10 protein-coding genes, 3 rRNA genes and 1 pseudogene are annotated in these 15,756 nt (G+C 67.7%); 12 read left to right on the forward strand and 2 right to left on the reverse strand.

From position 1 onward, the window contains the following. The first annotated feature begins 328 nt into the window (after positions 1-328). The 5 genes and pseudogenes from OHS82_RS32830 to OHS82_RS32850 all read left to right on the forward strand — a co-directional run bounded on the left by OHS82_RS32830 (position 329) and on the right by OHS82_RS32850 (position 7,665). A 16S ribosomal RNA gene (locus OHS82_RS32830) occupies positions 329-1,854 on the forward strand. A 315-nt stretch (positions 1,855-2,169) separates the two neighbouring features. Beyond that, positions 2,170-5,292 (forward strand): 23S ribosomal RNA (locus OHS82_RS32835). A gap of 101 nt (positions 5,293-5,393) precedes the next feature. Beyond that, positions 5,394-5,510 (forward strand): 5S ribosomal RNA (gene rrf, locus OHS82_RS32840). Together the 16S, 23S and 5S rRNA genes form the textbook arrangement of a ribosomal RNA operon. Before the next feature lie 94 nt (positions 5,511-5,604). Further along, positions 5,605-6,372: pseudogene (locus OHS82_RS43600) on the forward strand (tetratricopeptide repeat protein); the annotation flags it as partial. Between the two features lie 495 nt (positions 6,373-6,867). Further along, positions 6,868-7,665, forward strand: a complete 798-nt coding sequence (locus tag OHS82_RS32850; RefSeq protein WP_057579921.1) for a tetratricopeptide repeat protein — start codon at positions 6,868-6,870, stop codon at positions 7,663-7,665. Between the two features lie 84 nt (positions 7,666-7,749). On the opposite strand, the gene OHS82_RS32855 is transcribed toward OHS82_RS32850, so the two are convergent. Beyond that, the gene (locus OHS82_RS32855; RefSeq protein ID WP_057579882.1) at positions 7,750-9,033 is read right to left on the reverse strand and encodes a DUF1015 domain-containing protein; all 1,284 of its coding nucleotides are present in this window, start codon (positions 9,031-9,033) and stop codon (positions 7,750-7,752) included. Between the two features lie 73 nt (positions 9,034-9,106). Between OHS82_RS32855 and OHS82_RS32860 the strand changes: the two genes are divergently transcribed. From OHS82_RS32860 to OHS82_RS32875, 4 genes are read left to right on the forward strand one after another with little or no spacing between them, the layout of a single operon-like run. After that, positions 9,107-10,135: an HAD hydrolase-like protein gene (locus tag OHS82_RS32860; RefSeq protein ID WP_328435085.1), complete on the forward strand. Its 1,029-nt coding sequence runs from the start codon at positions 9,107-9,109 to the stop codon at positions 10,133-10,135. 43 nt (positions 10,136-10,178) lie between these two features. Continuing rightward, positions 10,179-11,225: a FecCD family ABC transporter permease gene (locus OHS82_RS32865; RefSeq protein WP_328435086.1), complete on the forward strand. Its 1,047-nt coding sequence runs from the start codon at positions 10,179-10,181 to the stop codon at positions 11,223-11,225. After that, a complete protein-coding gene (locus tag OHS82_RS32870) occupies positions 11,222-12,310 on the forward strand; it encodes a FecCD family ABC transporter permease (protein WP_443061813.1) in 1,089 nt (362 codons plus the stop codon). Before OHS82_RS32865 ends, OHS82_RS32870 begins: the two co-directional genes overlap by 4 nt. Further along, positions 12,307-13,212, forward strand: coding sequence for an ABC transporter ATP-binding protein (locus OHS82_RS32875; RefSeq protein WP_328435087.1), 906 nt, complete (start codon positions 12,307-12,309; stop codon positions 13,210-13,212). Before OHS82_RS32870 ends, OHS82_RS32875 begins: the two co-directional genes overlap by 4 nt. Here OHS82_RS32875 and OHS82_RS32880 read toward each other — a convergent pair. Then, positions 13,196-13,543 carry an SCP2 sterol-binding domain-containing protein gene (locus tag OHS82_RS32880; protein WP_057579873.1) on the reverse strand — a complete coding sequence of 116 codons (348 nt, stop codon included), beginning with the start codon at positions 13,541-13,543 and terminating at the stop codon, positions 13,196-13,198. The genes OHS82_RS32875 and OHS82_RS32880 overlap by 17 nt on opposite strands. A gap of 42 nt (positions 13,544-13,585) precedes the next feature. On the opposite strand from OHS82_RS32880, the gene OHS82_RS32885 reads away from it, so the two are divergent. The 3 genes from OHS82_RS32885 to OHS82_RS32895 are packed head-to-tail and all read left to right on the forward strand — an operon-like array spanning position 13,586 to position 15,674. Then, on the forward strand, positions 13,586-13,897 hold the full coding sequence (locus OHS82_RS32885; RefSeq protein ID WP_328435088.1) for a hypothetical protein: 312 nt from the start codon (positions 13,586-13,588) through the stop codon (positions 13,895-13,897). Positions 13,898-13,956: 59 nt separating this feature from the next. After that, positions 13,957-14,772: a TlyA family RNA methyltransferase gene (locus OHS82_RS32890; RefSeq protein WP_057579869.1), complete on the forward strand. Its 816-nt coding sequence runs from the start codon at positions 13,957-13,959 to the stop codon at positions 14,770-14,772. Continuing rightward, the gene (locus OHS82_RS32895; RefSeq protein ID WP_057579867.1) at positions 14,769-15,674 is read left to right on the forward strand and encodes an NAD kinase; all 906 of its coding nucleotides are present in this window, start codon (positions 14,769-14,771) and stop codon (positions 15,672-15,674) included. Before OHS82_RS32890 ends, OHS82_RS32895 begins: the two co-directional genes overlap by 4 nt. Positions 15,675-15,756: the final 82 nt, after the last annotated feature.

The raw sequence follows: 15,756 nt of genomic DNA on the forward strand, positions 1-15,756 counted from the left end.
GGCCGCAGGGCGAAAGCCCGAAGCCTTGAGGCAAACCCCCCGACAGGGAATCGGATCGGAAAACGGTCTGATAGAGTCGGAAACGCAAGACCGAAGGGAAACTGCCCGGAGGAAAGCCCGAGAGGGTGAGTACAAAGGAAGCGTCCGTTCCTTGAGAACTCAACAGCGTGCCAAAAATCAACGCCAGATATGTTGATACCCCGTCCCCGGCAGTGATAGCCGAGGATGAGGTTCCTTTGAAACAAACACAGCGAGGACGTTGTGAACGCCGGGCTTATTCCGCTCGACGTTCCGCTCTCGTGTGTGCGATCCCGATCACGGGAAAACATTCACGGAGAGTTTGATCCTGGCTCAGGACGAACGCTGGCGGCGTGCTTAACACATGCAAGTCGAACGATGAACCACTTCGGTGGGGATTAGTGGCGAACGGGTGAGTAACACGTGGGCAATCTGCCCTTCACTCTGGGACAAGCCCTGGAAACGGGGTCTAATACCGGATATCACTTCCACTCGCATGGGTGGGGGTTGAAAGCTCCGGCGGTGAAGGATGAGCCCGCGGCCTATCAGCTTGTTGGTGAGGTAATGGCTCACCAAGGCGACGACGGGTAGCCGGCCTGAGAGGGCGACCGGCCACACTGGGACTGAGACACGGCCCAGACTCCTACGGGAGGCAGCAGTGGGGAATATTGCACAATGGGCGAAAGCCTGATGCAGCGACGCCGCGTGAGGGATGACGGCCTTCGGGTTGTAAACCTCTTTCAGCAGGGAAGAAGCGAAAGTGACGGTACCTGCAGAAGAAGCGCCGGCTAACTACGTGCCAGCAGCCGCGGTAATACGTAGGGCGCAAGCGTTGTCCGGAATTATTGGGCGTAAAGAGCTCGTAGGCGGTCTGTCACGTCGGATGTGAAAGCCCGGGGCTTAACCCCGGGTCTGCATTCGATACGGGCAGACTAGAGTGTGGTAGGGGAGATCGGAATTCCTGGTGTAGCGGTGAAATGCGCAGATATCAGGAGGAACACCGGTGGCGAAGGCGGATCTCTGGGCCATTACTGACGCTGAGGAGCGAAAGCGTGGGGAGCGAACAGGATTAGATACCCTGGTAGTCCACGCCGTAAACGGTGGGAACTAGGTGTTGGCGACATTCCACGTCGTCGGTGCCGCAGCTAACGCATTAAGTTCCCCGCCTGGGGAGTACGGCCGCAAGGCTAAAACTCAAAGGAATTGACGGGGGCCCGCACAAGCAGCGGAGCATGTGGCTTAATTCGACGCAACGCGAAGAACCTTACCAAGGCTTGACATACACCGGAAACGGCCAGAGATGGTCGCCCCCTTGTGGTCGGTGTACAGGTGGTGCATGGCTGTCGTCAGCTCGTGTCGTGAGATGTTGGGTTAAGTCCCGCAACGAGCGCAACCCTTGTTCTGTGTTGCCAGCATGCCCTTCGGGGTGATGGGGACTCACAGGAGACTGCCGGGGTCAACTCGGAGGAAGGTGGGGACGACGTCAAGTCATCATGCCCCTTATGTCTTGGGCTGCACACGTGCTACAATGGCCGGTACAAAGAGCTGCGAAACCGTGAGGTGGAGCGAATCTCAAAAAGCCGGTCTCAGTTCGGATTGGGGTCTGCAACTCGACCCCATGAAGTCGGAGTTGCTAGTAATCGCAGATCAGCATTGCTGCGGTGAATACGTTCCCGGGCCTTGTACACACCGCCCGTCACGTCACGAAAGTCGGTAACACCCGAAGCCGGTGGCCCAACCCCTTGTGGGAGGGAGCTGTCGAAGGTGGGACTGGCGATTGGGACGAAGTCGTAACAAGGTAGCCGTACCGGAAGGTGCGGCTGGATCACCTCCTTTCTAAGGAGCACTTCTAAGCCGGTCCTTCGGGGCTGGTTCAGAGGCCAGTTCATCGGCGAACGTCCGATGCTGGTTGCTCATGGGTGGAACGTTGATTATTCGGCACTCTCAGTCATCTCGGGCTGCAAGTACTGCTCTTCGGAGCGTGGAAAGCTGATCACGAGTGGCGGGGGTGCCGGGCACGCTGTTGGGTGTCTGAGGGTATGGCCGTGAGGTCGTCCTTCTGATGCCGGCCCCAGTGAACTCCAGCTCAGGTTGGGGGTGATGGGTGGCTGGTCGTTGTTTGAGAACTGCACAGTGGACGCGAGCATCTGTGGCCAAGTTTTTAAGGGCGCACGGTGGATGCCTTGGCACCAGGAACCGATGAAGGACGTGGGAGGCCACGATAGTCCCCGGGGAGCCGTCAACCAGGCTTTGATCCGGGGGTTTCCGAATGGGGAAACCCGGCAGTCGTCATGGGCTGTCACCCATACCTGAACACATAGGGTATGTGGAGGGAACGCGGGGAAGTGAAACATCTCAGTACCCGCAGGAAGAGAAAACAACCGTGATTCCGGGAGTAGTGGCGAGCGAAACCGGATGAGGCCAAACCGTATACGTGTGAGACCCGGCAGGGGTTGCGTGTACGGGGTTGTGGGATCTCTCTTTCACAGTCTGCCGGCTGTGAGGCGAGTCAGAAACCGTTGATGTAGGCGAAGGACATGCGAAAGGTCCGGCGTAGAGGGTAAGACCCCCGTAGTCGAAACATCAACGGCTCGTTTGAGAGACACCCAAGTAGCACGGGGCCCGAGAAATCCCGTGTGAATCTGGCGGGACCACCCGCTAAGCCTAAATATTCCCTGGTGACCGATAGCGGATAGTACCGTGAGGGAATGGTGAAAAGTACCGCGGGAGCGGAGTGAAATAGTACCTGAAACCGTGTGCCTACAAGCCGTGGGAGCGTCGGACGTCAAGCTTGCTTGGCGTCTCGTGACTGCGTGCCTTTTGAAGAATGAGCCTGCGAGTTTGCGGTGTGTTGCGAGGTTAACCCGAGTGGGGTAGCCGTAGCGAAAGCGAGTCCGAACAGGGCGTTTCAGTAGCACGCTCAAGACCCGAAGCGGAGTGATCTAGCCATGGGCAGGTTGAAGCGGAGGTAAGACTTCGTGGAGGACCGAACCCACCAGGGTTGAAAACCTGGGGGATGACCTGTGGTTAGGGGTGAAAGGCCAATCAAACTCCGTGATAGCTGGTTCTCCCCGAAATGCATTTAGGTGCAGCGTCGTGTGTTTCTTGCCGGAGGTAGAGCACTGGATAGGCGATGGGCCCTACCGGGTTACTGACCTTAGCCAAACTCCGAATGCCGGTAAGTGAGAGCGCGGCAGTGAGACTGTGGGGGATAAGCTCCATGGTCGAGAGGGAAACAGCCCAGAGCATCGACTAAGGCCCCTAAGCGTACGCTAAGTGGGAAAGGATGTGGAGTCGCAGAGACAACCAGGAGGTTGGCTTAGAAGCAGCCACCCTTGAAAGAGTGCGTAATAGCTCACTGGTCTAGTGATTCCGCGCCGACAATGTAGCGGGGCTCAAGCGTACCGCCGAAGTCGTGTCATTGCGATATATACCCCCAACGGGGATCGTGATGGGTAGGGGAGCGTCGTGTGCCGGGTGAAGCAGCACCGGAAGGTAGTTGTGGACGGTTCACGAGTGAGAATGCAGGCATGAGTAGCGATTCACACGTGAGAAACGTGTGCGCCGATTGACTAAGGGTTCCTGGGTCAAGCTGATCTGCCCAGGGTAAGTCGGGACCTAAGGCGAGGCCGACAGGCGTAGTCGATGGATAACCGGTTGATATTCCGGTACCCGCTGTGAAGCGTCAAACATCGAACCAGGCGATGCTAAGTCCGTGAAGCCGTTCCGGACCCTTCGGGGAATGGAAAGTGGTGGAGCCGACGGACCAGACTTGTAGTAGGTGAGTGATGGGGTGACGCAGGAAGGTAGTCCATCCCGGGCGGTGGTTGTCCCGGGGTAAGGGTGTAGGACGGTGTGTAGGCAAATCCGCACACCACATAGTCTGAGACCTGATGCCGAGCCGATTGTGGCGAAGTGGATGATCCTATGCTGTCGAGAAAAGCCTCTAGCGAGTTTCATGGCGGCCCGTACCCTAAACCGACTCAGGTGGTCAGGTAGAGAATACCGAGGCGTTCGGGTGAACTATGGTTAAGGAACTCGGCAAAATGCCCCCGTAACTTCGGGAGAAGGGGGCCATCACTGGTGATTGGATTTACTCCATGAGCTGGGGGTGGCCGCAGAGACCAGCGAGAAGCGACTGTTTACTAAAAACACAGGTCCGTGCGAAGCCGTAAGGCGATGTATACGGACTGACGCCTGCCCGGTGCTGGAACGTTAAGGGGACCGGTTAGTCACATTTCGGTGTGGCGAAGCTGAGAACTTAAGCGCCAGTAAACGGCGGTGGTAACTATAACCATCCTAAGGTAGCGAAATTCCTTGTCGGGTAAGTTCCGACCTGCACGAATGGCGTAACGACTTCTCGACTGTCTCAACCATAGGCCCGGTGAAATTGCACTACGAGTAAAGATGCTCGTTTCGCGCAGCAGGACGGAAAGACCCCGGGACCTTTACTACAGTTTGATATTGGTGTTCGGTTCGGCTTGTGTAGGATAGCTGGGAGACTGTGAAGCTTGGACGCCAGTTCAGGTGGAGTCGTCGTTGAAATACCAGTCTGGTCGTGCTGGATGTCTAACCTGGGTCCGTGATCCGGATCAGGGACAGTGTCTGATGGGTAGTTTAACTGGGGCGGTTGCCTCCTAAAGAGTAACGGAGGCGCCCAAAGGTTCCCTCAGCCTGGTTGGCAATCAGGTGTTGAGTGTAAGTGCACAAGGGAGCTTGACTGTGAGACCGACGGGTCGAGCAGGGACGAAAGTCGGGACTAGTGATCCGGCGGTGGCTTGTGGAAGCGCCGTCGCTCAACGGATAAAAGGTACCCCGGGGATAACAGGCTGATCTTCCCCAAGAGTCCATATCGACGGGATGGTTTGGCACCTCGATGTCGGCTCGTCGCATCCTGGGGCTGGAGTCGGTCCCAAGGGTTGGGCTGTTCGCCCATTAAAGCGGTACGCGAGCTGGGTTTAGAACGTCGTGAGACAGTTCGGTCCCTATCCGCTGCGCGCGCAGGAATATTGAGAAGGGCTGTCCCTAGTACGAGAGGACCGGGACGGACGAACCTCTGGTGTGCCAGTTGTTCTGCCAAGGGCATGGCTGGTTGGCTACGTTCGGGAGGGATAACCGCTGAAAGCATCTAAGCGGGAAGCCTGCTTCGAGATGAGTATTCCCACCCACTTGATGGGGTAAGGCTCCCAGTAGACGACTGGGTTGATAGGCCGGATGTGGAAGCCCAGTAATGGGTGAAGCTGACTGGTACTAATAGGCCGAGGGCTTGTCCTCAGTTGCTCGCGTCCACTGTGTTAGTTCTGAGGCAACGACTGTTGCCGGTAAGAGCTCGAAACAAGTGAAAAGTGTGCTTGTTCGCTCGAAACCATTAGGGTTTCGGTGGTCATAGCGTGAGGGAAACGCCCGGTTACATTCCGAACCCGGAAGCTAAGCCTCACAGCGCCGATGGTACTGCAGGGGGGACCCTGTGGGAGAGTAGGACACCGCCGAGCAATCTTTGGAAGGACCCCTGGTCCCAGCGTTCAGCTGGGACCAGGGGTCCTTTTGTTTTTACAATGTTTGCGGTACCGAAGACAGGAGTCACCGATGTCCACCAACTCTCCCGACGACCGACCGGAGCGCGACCAGCGGCGACGGGACAGTGGGGACCGCGGCGACCGCGGAGCCAACCGTGGTGAGCGTGGCGGTTTCCGCCGCGACAACGACCGGCGTGACAACGACCGCGGGAGCAATGGTCGTCGCGACGACCAGAGTTCCGCCGGCCGCGGTGAGCGCGGTGGTTTCCGCAGGGACGACGACCGCCGTGGCGACAATCGCGGTGGTGGTTTCCGTCGTGACGACAACCGTGGTGGCTTCGGCCGGCGCGACGACCGCCGGGACGACCGGCGTGAAGGTGACCGCGGACCGCGTCGGGACGACCGCGGCGGTGACCGTCCGGCGTTCCGTCGCGACGACCGCGCCGACCGGCCCGCCCCGCGCCGGGACGACCGCGGCGGCGACCGTCCGGCGTTCCGCCGCGACGACCGCCGCGACGACCGACCCCCGTTCCGCCGCGACGACCGCCGGGACGACCGTCGGGATGACCGTGGGGACCGTCCGGCCTTCCGTCGGGACAACGACCGTCGGGACGACAACCGTGGCGGTTTCCGCAGGGACGACAACCGGGCCGGCGGCGGCTTCGGCCGTCGGGACGACAGCGGTGGTGGTTTCCGTCGTGACGACAACCGTGGTGGCTTCGGCCGGCGCGACGACCGCCGGGACGACCGGCGTGAAGGTGACCGCGGACCGCGTCGGGACGACCGCGGCGGTGACCGTCCGGCGTTCCGTCGCGACGACCGCGCCGACCGGCCCGCCCCGCGCCGGGACGACCGCGGCGGCGACCGTCCGGCGTTCCGCCGCGACGACCGCCGCGACGACCGACCCCCGTTCCGCCGCGACGACCGCCGCGACGACCGCCGCGACGACCGTCGGGATGACCGTGGGGACCGTCCGGCCTTCCGTCGGGACAACGACCGTCGGGACGATCGCCGTGACGATCGTGGGGACCGTCCGGCGTTCCGCCGGGACGACCGGCGTGACGACCGTCGGGATGACCGCGGTGACCGTCCGGCGTTCCGTCGGGACGAGCGGCGCGACGACAGGCGTGATGACCGGCGTGATGACCGTGGTGGGTTCGGTCGGCGGGATGACCGTGGCGGGGAACGCGGTGGGTTCCGTGGGCGGGACGACCGCGGCCCCCGTCGGGACGACCGTGGTGGGCGACCGGGTGGCGGTTTCCGCGGCCGGGACGACCGGCAGGGCGGCGGAAGCCGTTTCCGTGACGACCGGGACCGGGAGCCGATCAAGCGGCTGCCGATTCCGGAGGACGTCACCGGCGAGGAGATCGACAAGGACGTCCGGCAGGAGCTGCTGAGCCTGCCCAAGACGCTCGCCGAGGACGTCGCGAAGAACCTGGTGATGGTCGCGCGGCTGATCGACGAGGACCCCGAGCGCGCCTACGCGTACTCCAAGATCGCCTTGCGCCTGGCGTCGCGCGTCGCCGCTGTGCGGGAGGCGGGCGGGTTCGCCGCGTACGCCAACCAGAAGTACAGCGAGGCGCTCGCCGAGTTCCGGGCCGCACGGCGGATGACCGGCAGCGCGGAGCTGTGGCCCGTCATGGCCGACTGCGAGCGTGGGCTCGGCAGGCCGGAGAAGGCCCTGGACATGGCCGGCGCCCCCGAGGTCAACAAGCTCGACAAGGCCGGCCAGGTGGAGATGCGGCTCGTCGCCGCCGGCGCCCGGCGCGACATGGGGCAGTTGGACGCGGCCATCGTGACGCTGCAGAGCCCCGAGCTGGCCGCGAGCGCCGTCCAGCCGTGGACCGCGCGGCTGCGGTACGCGTACGCCGACGCACTGCTCGCCGCAGGGCGTGAGGGCGAGGCGCGCGAGTGGTTCGCCAAGGCCGTGGAAGCGGACCGGGACGGCAGCACCGACGCCTCCGACCGGCTTGCCGAGTTGGACGGGGTGGACTTCGTCGACGCTCTCGACGAGAGCGAGGGCGAGGGCGACACCGACGAGGGCGTCGTCGAGGCGGCGGCGAACGCGGCCGAGGACGACGACGCGGCTGCGGAGAAGGACGACCGCGGGGACGACCGCGACGAGGACTGACGTGCGCGCGCGTCGGTGACGGCGAAGAGGGGCGGGATCCGGGTCACCGGGTCCCGCCCCTTCGTGCGTTCGGGGCGCGTCCTCTCAGACGTCCAGGGCGCGCAGGACCAGGCCCGAGGCCGGTTTGGGACCGAAGGACGTGGACTTGCGGGGCATCATGACGCCCTGCCGGGCCAGGTCGCGGACGACCTCCTCGCGGACGGGGTGGAGCAGGACCGCCGTGCCTCCGTCGCGTCGCGCCTTGCGCACCGTGGCCGCCGTGTCGTGGATGTAGGCGATGCGGGCCGGGTCGTCCTCGGGGACGTGCCATACGTGCGCCAGGAGCGTGGCGTGCAGGACCGTCGCGTCCAGGGTGCGCCAGGCCTCGGGGCGGTCGACCGGAACCGTCCGGTCCAGGAGGGCGGGATCGGGGCGGTCGACGAGATGGAAGGCGTCGTCGCCGGCCAGCAGGAACGCGTTGCCCGCGGTCGTGGCGTCGGCGAGGGCGTCGAGGGCCTCCGGGAGGGAGACGTCCAGCCGGCGGACGCGGAACAGGCCCTCGAGCGCGGACAGGGCGTCGGCGACCGGCAGGCCGTGCAGGAGGCGGTGGATGGCACGGACGCGCAAGGGGTAGCGGGCGGTGTCGACCAGGAGGACCAGGCCCTGGTCCCAGGGGCTGGGCGACGGGTGCTCCGCGCGGAGTCGCAGGTAGGTCGCCCAGCGGTGGTGGCCGTCGGCGATGAGTGCCTGGCGGTGTGCGAGATCCGCCTGGACGCGGGCCGTCTCGGCGGGGTCCGTGATCGCCCACAGGCGGTGGCTGTAGCCGTCGTCCGTGGTGGTGGACAGCAGCGGGGGGCCGGCGGCCGTGCGGTCGACCGTCTCCGTCGCCGCGCCGCCGCCGCGGTACGTGAGCAGGAGCGGCTCGAGGTTCGCGTGCGTGGCGCGCATCAGCGCCGCGCGGTCCGCGACGACGTGCGGCATGACGTCCTCATGGGGGAGGACGGTCCCCTCCGACGGGTCCGAGACCCGCAGGTTGCCGATGAGGCCGCGCTGGAGCATGCCGTCCGCGTGCCGCTGTTCGTAGACGTACAGGGAGGGCTCTGCGTCCGCCGTCAGGACGCCCTCGGCCAGCCAGCGCCGCAGGGTGCCGGCGGCCTGTCGGTTGCGGTCCTCGGGGCTGGTGGCCTGAGGGAGGATCAGCCGGACGATGTTGTACGGATCCGCGTCCTGGAGGTGGTGCAGGCCGTCGGGGCGTACCACGACGTCATAGGGCGGGGAGGTGACGGCGGCGAGACTGCCGACCCGGTCGGGGTCGTAGCGCAGGCCTCGGAACGGGGTGAGTTCCAGGCCTCGGGGCGCCGTCGCTTCCGAGTGACCTGCTGAGTTCATCCCGGCATCGTACGTGTGTCGGTGGCATGCGGGATGATCGGGGGAAAGCGGAGCGAACGAGGAGCGATGCGGAATGAGCCGAAGCGTCAGGACGAGGCCCGAGGCCAGTGGGCAGGCCCTGAGCGAGGCGTACGACACGGCGCTGCTCGATCTCGACGGGGTGGTGTACGCGGGCGGCAACGCGATCGTGCACGCGGTCGAGTCGTTGGCCACCGCGCGCGCGGGGGGCATGCGGCTCGCGTATGTCACCAACAACGCGCTGCGCACACCCGACGCGGTGGCCGGGCACCTCACCGAGCTGGGGATACCGACGGGCGCCGACGAGGTCATCACCTCGGCGCAGGCGGTGGCGCGGCTGATCAGTGAGCAGGTGCCGGCGGGGGCGCGGGTGCTGGTGATCGGCGGGGAGGGCCTGCGGGTCGCGTTGCGGGAGCGCGGGCTCGTGCCGGTGGAGTCGGCGGACGACGATCCGGCGGCCGTGGTGCAGGGCTTCGGCGGGCCCGATCTGGCGTGGGGGCGGTTCGCGGAGGCGTCGTACGCGGTCGCGCGCGGGGTGCCGTGGTTCGCGTCCAACACGGATCTGACGATTCCCAGCGGCCGGGGGATCGCGCCGGGCAACGGTGCGGCGGTCGAGGTGGTGCGGATCGCGACCGGTGCCGAGCCGCAGGTGGCGGGCAAGCCGCTGCCTCCCATGCACCGGGAGACGATCCTGCGGACGGGCGCCGAGCGGCCGTTGGTCGTCGGGGACCGGCTCGACACGGACATCGAGGGGGCGTTCAACGGCGAGGTCGACTCGTTGCTCGTCCTCACCGGGGTCACCGACGGGGCGCAGCTGCTGGCCGCGCCGCCGCAGCACCGGCCGACGTATGTCGACGCGGACCTGCGCGGGATGCTCACCGGGCAGCCGGAGGTCACCGCGGACGGCGAGGGTTTCCGCTGCGGCGGCTGGACGGCGAGCGCCGGCGCCGAAAGGCTGGAGCTGTCGGGGGAGGGCGAAAGCCTGGACGGGTTGCGGGCGTTGTGCGCGACGGCCTGGGCGGCCGCGGGCGAGGGGGTCTGCGAGCTGGGCGCCGGGAAGGCGCTGGCGAGACTGGGGTTGTGACACCGGCTCCGAAGAGGATGAGAGGGTAGGCTAACCTAACTGGGTGTTGGTCGACAGTGTTCCCGAACAGCGTGCGCAGGCCGCCCTCGCGCCGCCGAACCGGCGGGCGGCGTCGCGGGCCGTGGGGCTCCTCGCCGCCCTGGTGCTTCTCCTGCTGGTGGCGGTGGCGAGCATCGCCGTCGGCGCCAAGGAGTTGTCCGTCGCGCAGGTCTGGCACGGGCTGTTCGCGGATTCGGGCACGTACGCGGACGTCGTCGTCGACGAGCGGCTGTCGCGGACCGTGCTGGGGCTGCTCGTCGGGGCCGCGCTCGGCCTGTCCGGGGCCGTGCTGCAGGCGCTGACGCGCAATCCGCTGGCCGACCCCGGGCTGCTCGGCATCAACGCGGGCGCGTCGGCGGCCGTCGTCACCGCCATCACCTACGTCGGTGTCACGAGCCTCAACGGCTATGTGTGGTTCGCGTTCTTCGGCGCGGCGGCGGTCGGTGCGCTGGTCTGGTTCCTCGGTGGCAGCCGCGGGGCCACACCGGTGCGGCTCGCGCTCGCCGGCACCGCGATCAGCGCCGCCCTCTACGGCTACCTCCAGGCCGTGATGATCATGGACGACGCGGCGCTCGCCCGGATGCGTTTCTGGACGGTGGGCTCGCTGTCGTCGGCGACCGAGGAAACCGTCCGGCAGGTGCTGCCCTTCCTGGTGGTCGGCACGCTCCTCGCGTTCGTGCTCGCCCGGCCGCTGAACGCCGTGGCCATGGGCGACGACACGGCGAGGGCGCTCGGCGCGGACCTCACCCGCACCCGGGCGCTGTCGATGCTCGCCGCGACCGTGCTGAGCGGCGCCGCGACCGCCGCCTGCGGGCCGATCGTGTTCGTCGGCCTGATGGTCCCGCACGTCGTCCGCTCGTTCACCGGCCCCGACCTGCGCTGGATCATGCCGTACGCGGCGGTCCTGTCGCCGGTGCTGCTGCTCGGCTCGGACGTCGTCGGCCGGGTCGTGGCCCGTCCGTCGGAGGTCCAGGTCGGCATCGTCACCGCGATCATCGGCGGCCCGGTCTTCATCTTTCTCGTACGACGGCGTAGGACGGCCCAGCTGTGAAGACCGCGCAAAGGCCCAACAGCGCGCAGGAGCCCGAGCGCCGGACCTCTCGCGGCAGCCGTGCGCTGCGCGGCCCGGGCGGGTTGTCCGTCCGCCTGGACGTGCGGGCGCTCACCGTCGTCGTGCTGCTGGTGGTGGCCGCGCTCGCCGCGAGCGTGGTGCTGATCGGTACCGGGGACTTCCCCATCTCGTCGGGTGACGTCGTCCGGACGCTGCTCGGCGACGGCGACGCCGGACAGGAGTTCATCGTCGACGAACTGCGGTTGCCGCGGGTCCTGGTGGGGCTGCTCGTCGGCGCCTCGCTCGGGCTCGGCGGAGCCCTGTTCCAGGCCGTCTCGCGCAATCCGCTGGGCAGCCCGGACGTGCTGGGGCTCGGCCAGGGGGCGACGGCCGGCGCGCTCGTGATGATCGTGCTGTTCTCCGGGAGCGCCACCCAGGTGACCGTCGGCGCGCTGGTGGGCGGCCTGGTGACCGGGGCCCTCATCTACCTGCTGGCATGGCGGCGGGGGGTGCACGGGTACCGGCTGGTGCTCGTCGGCATCGGTGTCTCGGCCGTCGCGACGGCGGTCAACGGCTATCTGATGACCAAGGCCGACTTCGTCGACGCGGCGCGCGCCGTCGTGTGGATGACCGGGACCCTCGACGGCCGTGACTGGAAGCAGGTGTGGCCGCTGCTCGCGCTGGCCTGTGTGCTCGTGCCGCTCGTCCTCGCCCACGCGCGCGGGCTGCGGATGACGGAGATGGGCGACGACGTCTCCCATGCGCTGGGGGTGAGGGTGGAGCGGGTGCGGCTGGTGGTGATGGTCGCGGCCGTGCTGCTCACCGCCGCCGCGACCGCGGCCGCGGGCCCCGTCAGCTTCGTGGCGCTCACCGCGCCGCAGCTCGCCCGGCGCCTGACCCGCTCGCCCGGCCCGAACCTCGTGCCGTCCCTGTGCATGGGCGCCGCCCTGCTGGTCACCGCCGACCTGGCCGCGCAACGGCTCTTCGGGAACGGACAGCTGCCCGTGGGCGTGGTCACCGGCGTGCTGGGCGGCGTCTACCTGCTGTGGCTCCTCGTCACCGAGCGCAAGGCGGGCCGGATATGAACACCCCCGCCCGCGAGGGCCGTGGGCCGAACAACCGAAGGAGCACCGTGAACCGCCTGTCCGCCGAGAACGTGACCCTCGCCTACGACCAGCGGGTCATCGCCGAAGAGCTGTCGGTGGAGATACCGGACCACTCCTTCACGGTGATCGTCGGCCCGAACGCCTGCGGCAAGTCGACGCTGCTGCGTGCGCTGTCGCGGATGCTGAAGCCGCACCAGGGGCGGGTGCTGCTCGACGGGCAGGTCATCCAGTCGATGCCCGCGAAGAAGGTCGCGCGGACGCTGGGGCTGCTGCCGCAGTCGTCCGTCGCCCCCGACGGGATCACCGTCGCCGACCTCGTCGGGCGGGGCCGCTACCCGCACCAGGGGATCCTGCGCCAGTGGTCGGCCGAGGACGAGCGGGTCGTGCGCGAGTCCATGGCACGGACCGGGGTCGGCGAGCTGGCCGACCGGTATGTCGACGAGCTGTCCGGCGGTCAGCGCCAGCGGGTGTGGATCGCGATGGCCCTCGCCCAGCAGACCCCGCTGCTGCTGCTCGACGAGCCGACCACGTTCCTCGACATCCAGCACCAGATCGACGTGCTCGACCTGTGCGCCGAGCTGCACGAGGAGCACGGGCGCACGCTGGTGGCCGTGCTGCACGACCTCAACCACGCGGCCCGGTACGCCACCCACCTGATCGCGCTGAAGGGCGGCGAGGTCATCGCGCAGGGTGCGCCGGACGACGTCGTCACGGCCGGGCTGGTGGAGGAGGTCTTCGGACTGCGCTGCCAGGTCATCGACGATCCGGAGACCGGGACGCCGCTGGTGGTGCCGGCGGCGCGGAGGGCGCGGGCGCAGGCCGGGCGGGCGGTAACGGCGGTCGCCGCACCGGCTTCGGCGGTCGCTACAGAAGCTTCCTGAGCTGGAACAGGTCGCGCAGGCCGGCCTCGAGCCCGACCCGCCCGGAGCCCCACGCCTTGGCGAAGTTCAGCTCGCCGGCGACCAGCGCGACCAGGTCGTCGCCGGTCATCGTCAGCCGGATCTCGGCCTTCTCCCGAGGGGGACCTTGCAGGGTGTCGTGGACGGTGATCCGGCCGGCCGTCATCCGGCCGACGAACGTGACGTCCAGGTCGGTGATCCGGCAGCTCACCGAGCGGTCCAGGGCCGCGGCCGCCCGGACGTCCCCCTCGGCGCGGCTCATGTTGTCCGAGAGCTTCTCGAGTGCGGCGCGGCACTCCTCGATCGTGGCCATGGCGACCGACGGTACCCCAGACGTTCGAGGTAGCGTCTGGGCATGAGCGACACAGTGCCGCAGACGGGGACGGAGCCGCAGGCACGGACCGCGCCCGAGGAGCGGGAGCCGGAGCCGGAGCCGGAGCACGACCCGGCCGCCCCCGCCCCGCTGGGCGTGCCGCGCACCCCCACCGGCCACGCCGAGGCGGACGCGCACCTGGAACGGCTGGCCGACGCCGACCACCTCGCAACCGACGGACACCTCGAGGTGTACGAGGATGTACACCGGGGGCTGCGCGACGCGCTCACGGCGCTCGACGCCCGCCCGGGGCCTGCGGGTCCCGCCGGTCGCCCGACCGTCACCCCTGGATGAGACCGTCCGGTCTCGCCCCCCCGAATCGCCGTACGGACAACACAGGAGCTGAACCGAACGTGGCAGGAGTCGCACGTCGCCGTCTGGACGCGGAGCTGGTCCGCCGCAAGCTCGCGCGTTCGCGTGAGCACGCCGGGCAGCTGATCGCCGCCGGGCGGGTCACCGTCGGCAGGACCGTCGCGACCAAGCCGGCCACGCAGGTGGAGACGGCGGCCGCGATCGTCGTCTCCGTCGACGCCGACGACCCCGACTACGTGTCCCGCGGCGGCCACAAGCTGGCCGGCGCGCTGGAGGCGTTCGTGCCGCGCGGGCTCGTGGTGAAGGGGCGGCGGGCGCTGGACGCCGGAGCCTCGACCGGCGGGTTCACGGACGTGCTGCTGAGGGCGGGGGCCGCGCACGTCGTCGCCGTCGACGTCGGATACGGACAACTCGCCTGGTCTCTGCAGAGCGATGAACGCGTCACCGTCAAGGACCGTACGAACGTACGCGAGTTGACGCTTGAAGCGATCGATGGGGAGCCTGTGGATCTTGTCGTGGGGGACTTGTCCTTCATCCCGCTGGGGCTGGTGCTGCCCGCCCTGGCCCGGTGCGCCGGGCCGGACGCGGACCTGGTGATGATGGTCAAGCCGCAGTTCGAGGTGGGGAAGGAACGGCTCGGCAGCGGCGGCGTCGTGCGCAGTCCGCAGCTGCGGGCCGAGGCCGTGCGGGGGGTCGCCGGGAAGGCGTGGGACCTGGGGCTCGGGGTGCAGGGCGTCACCGCCAGTCCGCTGCCCGGGCCGTCGGGCAATGTCGAGTATTTTCTGTGGCTTCGGGCCGGGGCTCCTGTCCTCGACCCGGCCGACGTCGACCGTGCAGTTGCGGAGGGGCCGCGGTGACTCTGAACCGAGCTCGTACTGTTTTCCTGCTCGCCCACACCGGGCGGCCGGCGGCCATCCGCAGTGCCGAGCTGGTCGTCAAGGGGCTGCTGCGCGAGGGCATCGGGGTGCGCGTCCTCGAGTACGAGGCCGCCGACCTGCCGTTGCCGGACGAGGTGGAGCTGGTCTCCGAGGCCACCCCGCAGTGCCTCGAGGGCTGCGAGCTGCTGATCGTGCTGGGCGGCGACGGCACGCTGCTGCGCGGCGCGGAGTTCGCGCGGGCCTCCGGGGTGCCGATGCTCGGCGTCAACCTCGGCTCCGTCGGCTTCCTCGCGGAGGCCGAGCGGGACGACCTGGACAAGGTCGTCGACCGGGTGGTGACGAAGTCGTACGAGGTCGAGGAGCGGATGACCGTCGACGTCATCGTGCACCGCAACGGTGACATCGTGCACACCGACTGGGCGCTGAACGAGGCGGCGGTGCAGAAGGCCGGCGCCGAGAAGCTGCTGGAGGTCGTGCTGGAGATCGACGGGCGGCCGGTCACCGGGTTCGGCTGCGACGGCATCGTCCTGTCGACCCCGACCGGCTCCACGGCGTACGCCTTCTCGGCCGGCGGTCCCGTGGTGTGGCCCGAGGTCGAGGCCCTGCTGATGGTGCCGATCAGCGCGCACGCGCTGTTCGCCAAGCCCCTGGTGACCTCGCCGAACTCGGTGCTGGCCGTGGAACTGCTGCCGCACATCCCGCCGGGCGTCCTGTGGTGCGACGGGCGGCGGACCTTCGAGCTGCCTCCGGGCGCCCGGGTCGAGGTGCGGCGGGGCAGTGTGCCGGTACGGCTGGCGCGGCTGCACCACGCCTCCTTCACCGACCGTCTCGTGGCGAAGTTCGCGCTGCCGGTGTCCGGGTGGCGCGGCGCGCGGCACTGAGAGCGCCGCAGGTCCGCGGGGCCGGCGGGCCGGGCGGCGGCTGCGGAGAGTGAGCGGCCGGTCGCGCGGATGGCGCGCCACC

The organism is Streptomyces sp. NBC_00425, assembly GCF_036030735.1.
In the GTDB taxonomy this organism is placed as follows: domain Bacteria; phylum Actinomycetota; class Actinomycetes; order Streptomycetales; family Streptomycetaceae; genus Streptomyces.